This is a genomic window from Mycobacterium sp. UM_Kg27, assembly GCF_000972905.1.
Taxonomy (GTDB): domain Bacteria; phylum Actinomycetota; class Actinomycetes; order Mycobacteriales; family Mycobacteriaceae; genus Mycobacterium.
Genome location: NZ_JRMM01000202.1, coordinates 1 through 5,129, shown reverse-complemented (window position 1 = coordinate 5,129; position 5,129 = coordinate 1). Strand labels below are relative to the sequence as shown.

At 67.0% G+C, this 5,129-nt stretch carries 3 protein-coding genes and 1 pseudogene; 2 read left to right on the top strand and 2 right to left on the bottom strand.

The features are described 5' to 3' along the window. Positions 1 to 21: 21 nt before the first annotated feature. Positions 22 to 543, top strand: a pseudogene (locus tag LI94_RS20140) (lipid-transfer protein); the annotation flags it as partial. Positions 544 to 609: 66 nt separating this feature from the next. Here LI94_RS20140 and LI94_RS20135 read toward each other — a convergent pair. Beyond that, on the bottom strand, positions 610 to 2,091 hold the full coding sequence (locus tag LI94_RS20135; protein ID WP_046302318.1) for a PPE family protein: 1,482 nt from the start codon (positions 2,089 to 2,091) through the stop codon (positions 610 to 612). A 402-nt stretch (positions 2,092 to 2,493) separates the two neighbouring features. Next, complete coding sequence (locus LI94_RS25135) at positions 2,494 to 4,299, bottom strand: hypothetical protein (protein WP_052739995.1); 1,806 nt, start codon at positions 4,297 to 4,299, stop codon at positions 2,494 to 2,496. Positions 4,300 to 4,893: 594 nt separating this feature from the next. On the opposite strand from LI94_RS25135, the gene LI94_RS23375 reads away from it, so the two are divergent. Further along, on the top strand, positions 4,894 to 5,129 hold a 236-nt coding region (locus LI94_RS23375), incomplete at its 3' end, for a hypothetical protein (protein WP_152664887.1).

Sequence of the window (5,129 nt, the reverse complement as noted above, 5' to 3'; positions counted from 1 at the left end):
AGATGTGTATAAGAGACAGGCTGTCAGGAGACCGACGGCGGAGTGGCGATCGTGGTGACCACGCCGGAGCGAGCCCGCGACCTCAAGCATCGTCCGGCGATCATCGAGGCGGCCGCGCAGGGCGCCGGGGCCGACCAGTTCACCATGTACTCCTACTACCGCGAGGAGCTCGGCCTGCCGGAGATGGGTCTGGTGGGCAAGCAGCTGTGGGCGCAGTCGGGTCTGACGCCCGCCGACATTCAGACCGCGGTCCTCTACGACCACTTCACCCCCTACACGCTGATCCAGTTGGAAGAACTGGGATTCTGCGGCAAGGGGGAGGCCAAGGACTTCATCGCCGGCGGCGCCATCGAGCTCGGCGGCCGGTTGCCGATCAACACCCATGGCGGCCAGCTCGGCGAGGCCTACGTGCACGGCATGAACGGCATCGCCGAGGGCGTGCGCCAGCTGCGCGGTACTTCGGTCAATCAGGTCGACGGCGTCGAGCACGTGCTGGTGACCGCCGGCACCGGTGTGCCTACGTCGGGCCTGATTCTGGGCTAGCCGCGATCGCTTCCCGCCGAACGTGAAGTTGGCTTCACGCTGGGTGGGAGGGGAACCCGGCACCGCTCAATCGTTGGTGGGTTCGCCCCAGCTCTCGGGCAACAGCGGAAGGGTCGGCCCGTCGTTCAGACCGCCGCTCGCCAGCGTGGTCAAACCCGTCGCGGGCAGACCAGGCTTGGCTTGCGCCGCAGCGAATCCCAGGCGACCGGCACTGCTGTCGGAGGCGCGAGTCGCGGCGTCGGGTCCGATGTCGGGGGTGTCGTCGGCATAGACGTAGATGTGCGCGTCCGCGTGACCGCGAGCGGCTCGGCGTCGGCGGGCCCGGGACCGATCCCGTGCCGAGGCGGCGGTGGCCGCATCCTCGGCTGCAGAGTCGGGATTCGATGCCTTCTTCACGGCATGGCGGCGGGCCACGGCGCTCACCTGGCCGGCAACGCCGGGAGGCCCGATCACATACGGGGGGAAGAACGCCGGGCTACTAGCGGCGGGGGGAGCGGCAGGCGGTGCCGCAGCCGGCGCTGCGCTGGTGGTCGGCGCCGAAATGGAGCCACCCGTGGCCGGTGCCGCGGCGGTGTTGGCGACGGTGGTGGACGAACCCGCCGAGCCCCCGGCGGTCAGCGGATTGGCCGGAGGTACGGCCTCGACGGCCAGCGGAACCGGGGCAGGCTGAATTCCGGCCAGTCCGGCCAGGCCGGCCGCCCAGCCCAGGTTGCCGATCGCCAGGCCCAGCGCGGGTTGCAGCAGCGCCGGCGCGAATTGGCTCAAGGTGGCGGCGAGCTGACTGGCGTGGAAGGTGACATCGGCCATGATGACGGGGAGATCGGTCAGCAGCGCTGCCGGGTCGGTCAGCAGATCGTTGATGATGATCTTGGCCCACTCGCCCATTTCGCCGAAGACGTCTTTCCACCATTCCGGGTCGGTCGGATCCAGATCGCCGTCGTGGATCCCGTCGTGGTCGTGGTCGTGGTCGTGGTCGTGGTCGTGGTCATGGTCATGGTCGGCCTCGGAATAGCCGACGATCGGCGGTGCCACGGCGAGCCGTGGGGCTGATGCCACGGCTGCCCCGGAGACCGTTTCGTAGGTCGCCATGGTGGTGGCGGCCTGGATCCACATCCGCACATAGTCGGCTTCGTTGACCGCGATCGGAATGGTGTTGACACCAAAGAAGTTGGTGGCGACCAAGATTCCGTGGATAGTGTGGTTGGCCGCCAGTTCGGGCATCGTGGGCATCGCCGCCAATGCGCTGACGTAGGCCGCGGCCGCTGTTTCATGTCGGGATGCTCGCGCGGCGCTGTCCGCGCTGGCCGTCGCCAACCAGGCCAAGTAGGGCACGTGTGCGGCGAGATAGCGCTCGGCGCTAGGCCCCTGCCACGACGCTGCCTGGGTGGCTCCCAACACGTCCCGCAGCGCCTCCGCGATCGCGGTGTACTCAAGGCTCAGCGCCGACCACGCGCCGGCGGCAGACAACAGGGGCCCGGGCCCCGGGCCGCTGCCCAGCGCAGCCGAATGGACCTCGGGGGGCGAGGCCATCCATACCGGCGCGGTCATGCCGGACAGATTATCCGAAGATGAAAGTCATTTTCAATTAGGGTTGCCTGGGTTCAGGCGGGCGCTGCCGGGAAACCTAGGCCGAAACAAGCTCCCCATCGTTGAGGATGACGGCGTCCTTTCGTGCCCGCGCCACCACATTGCCCACCAGTCGGCCGCTGTCTTTCCACTGAATAGTTGGGGTCGTCATGGTTGAGGCCGTCGTTTCGCCTGGCCGGGAACGTGACCAAACGGCGGGAGGTGCGCCGTAACACTAGCCTCGGAAGTTCATTGCTTGGCATCAGTAACACGGCGGGGGTGGCTGATCGATTTACCGAATGGCGGGAGGGCCCCGCACGGCCGGCGTGCGGGGCCCTCCCCGAAGGACCTCAGAGGCGGTGACTTCCGCCAGCGACTACGACGTTAGTGGTCGTGGTCGTGGTCGTGGTCGTGGTCGTGGTCATGGTCATCGTCTTCGTCGGGATTGATGGGCGGTTCTTCCCCACTGTGGTCATGGCTGGAATCGTGCTCATGCCCGGCTCCGCCAGTACCACCGATACCTCCGAATGGTCCACTGGCCGGCCCACCCGCGATACCGGCTTCGCCCAACAACTTGCCGGAATCGCCGCCATGGCCGCCATGGCCGCCGGCACCACCAGGCGCTAGGGCCTCAACGCCGTTGCCGCCGCGACCGCCGGCTCCGCCGTCGCCACCGGCGCCGTGGGTGCCGATGTTGTTGCCGCCGTCACCGCCGGCCCCGCCGTTACCCGCTGCCCCGGAGATCACAGTAGTGTCCGGCAAGGTGATGGTCGCACCGGCAGAGTTGCCGCCAGCACCCCCGGCACCGCCGGCCCCGCCATCGCGTGTCTCACTGTCGCCACCGATTCCACCGGCACCACCGGCACCACCGATATGGGTTCCGTTGCCACCGGCACCACCGGTGCCACCGGCACCGCCGTGGACTGCGCTGCCGATTCCGCCGTTACCGCCAGCACCGCCAGCACCGGCGGTAATTCCGGCGCCGCCGTCACCACCGGCGCCGCCGCCACCACCGGTACTACCGTTTCCGCCGTAACCGCCCACGCCGCCAGCGGCTCCGTCCGAGAGGACGTCGGTGCCGTCGACGGCACCGGCTCCGCCACCGCCGCCGTCACCGCCGGCGCGCCCCATCCCTGCTGCCGTAGCGGCACCCGTGGTTCCGAAGGTGGTACCGAAGAGCGTGCGAGCCAGCCCGCCCTCGCCCGCAGCGCCGCCATTGCCGCCGTTTCCGCCGGCCCCGCCAGCGGTGGCCTCATGGATGAAGAGTTCGCCGTGATCATGATCGTGGTCATGACTGTGCGCTACGGCGTCGGCGCCCTCGCCGCCGTCACCGCCGTAGCCGCCGTTGCCTCCGCGACCGGCAGCACCGCCGTGGCCGATGACCCACCCGCCGTTGCCGCCCGTTCCACCGACACCACCAACACCGCCGTCGCCGCCAGCACCGCCGACCTGGTCTATCTGTCCGTCAGCACCCGCTGCGCCGTTGCCGCCGGCGCCGCCCCTGCCGCCCGCACCACCGGAACCGTAAAAGTAGGCGTTCCCTCCCGCGCCACCGGCGCCGCCGACACCACCGTCGAGGCCGTCGGCGATGCTGCCATTCAGACCCAGGCCACCCACGCCGCCGGCGCCGCCGTCACCGACCAGCAGGCCACCCGATCCTCCTGCCCCGCCAGCAGTCGCTGCGACCAAGCTGTCACCACCGTAGTAACCGGAGGCCAGACCGACGCCGCCGATGCCCCCGTTGCCGATCAGCCCAGCATTGCCGCCCGCGCCGGCGGCGCTCAGAACACCGTCGAGGTAGCTGGCGTCAGTGCCGGTACCACCGTCACCGAACAGGAAACCCCCGTCGCCGAGGTCGCCGATACCGGGCAACCAACCGAACAGCGAGGTGTTGGCGCCAGCGAAGTCGTCGATTCCGTTGCCGATCAACAGCCGCCCGAATAGTGCCTCATAGAGGCCGAAGCCGTTGAGCAACTCAAGCAGCCCGGCATTGGCGGGGTCAACGAGGAATTCCTGTGCTCCAGCATGGAGATTGTCATAGGTCGCGTCAAAGACATTGGCCCAGCTAAAACCCGATTCCGCTGCCGAGCCGGGCACGTCCGTTGATAGGAAACTGGCATCGGTCAGACCGCTGACATCGGATAGCGTGCTGAAATCCGGCAGGTCGATGAGGAGATCGTCCGCGCGCACAACCGGCACTGATATCAATGGCGACATCCCAAATGCCAAAAGCGCACCAACTGTGCTACCTGCACCTATTGCGCGACGCAGCTCGTTGTTCTTCCGCCTTGTGTCGTTGTGATCACTCATCTACACACTCTCAATCTATGTTGGGACTACTGGTCAAATTGTTATGACTGCATATATGCAACGGTCCATATCTATCCGAAATCAGATATGGGTGGAGTCGCATATATACGCTTGGATATATGTATGCCTTAACACCCTGTTCTGCAAATTGTCGCGGTAATTTCACAGGCGGGCCATTAGGCATTGTCGTGCCAGCTTTCGGGTAGCAACGGGATTGTCGGCCCGCTACCGAAGTCATCACCGGACAAGGTGGTTAATCCCGCTGCAGGGGAATCCTCCTCGGTATGTGTGCCGGAGATCCCCAGCCCACCGGCGATACTGGCCGACACGCGAGTCGACAATGTGGGCTCGGGTTTAGGGAGTGCTGTGTAGTCGGCGTACACCTTGATGAATTCGTCTGCGTGCCCTGGTGCAGTTCGACGCCGCCGGCTTCTGGTCCGACTCCGTACGGCAGCGGCCGCCGTCGAGTCTTCGGTGGCCGGGTCGGGATTCGATGCCTTGCTCGCGCTGCGGGAGCTGGCTTTGGCGTTGGCCCGGGTTACTGCGCCCGTAGGGCCGATAACGTACGGCGGGAAGAACCCCCCGCCTGCTGGCGGAGGTGGAGCCGGTGGTGGCATCGGACTCGGTGGAGCGCTGGTGGGAACCGAAGCCGGCGAAGGCGTGCCGACAGTCGTGGACGCTGGAGCGGGTCTGTCTCTTATACACATCTC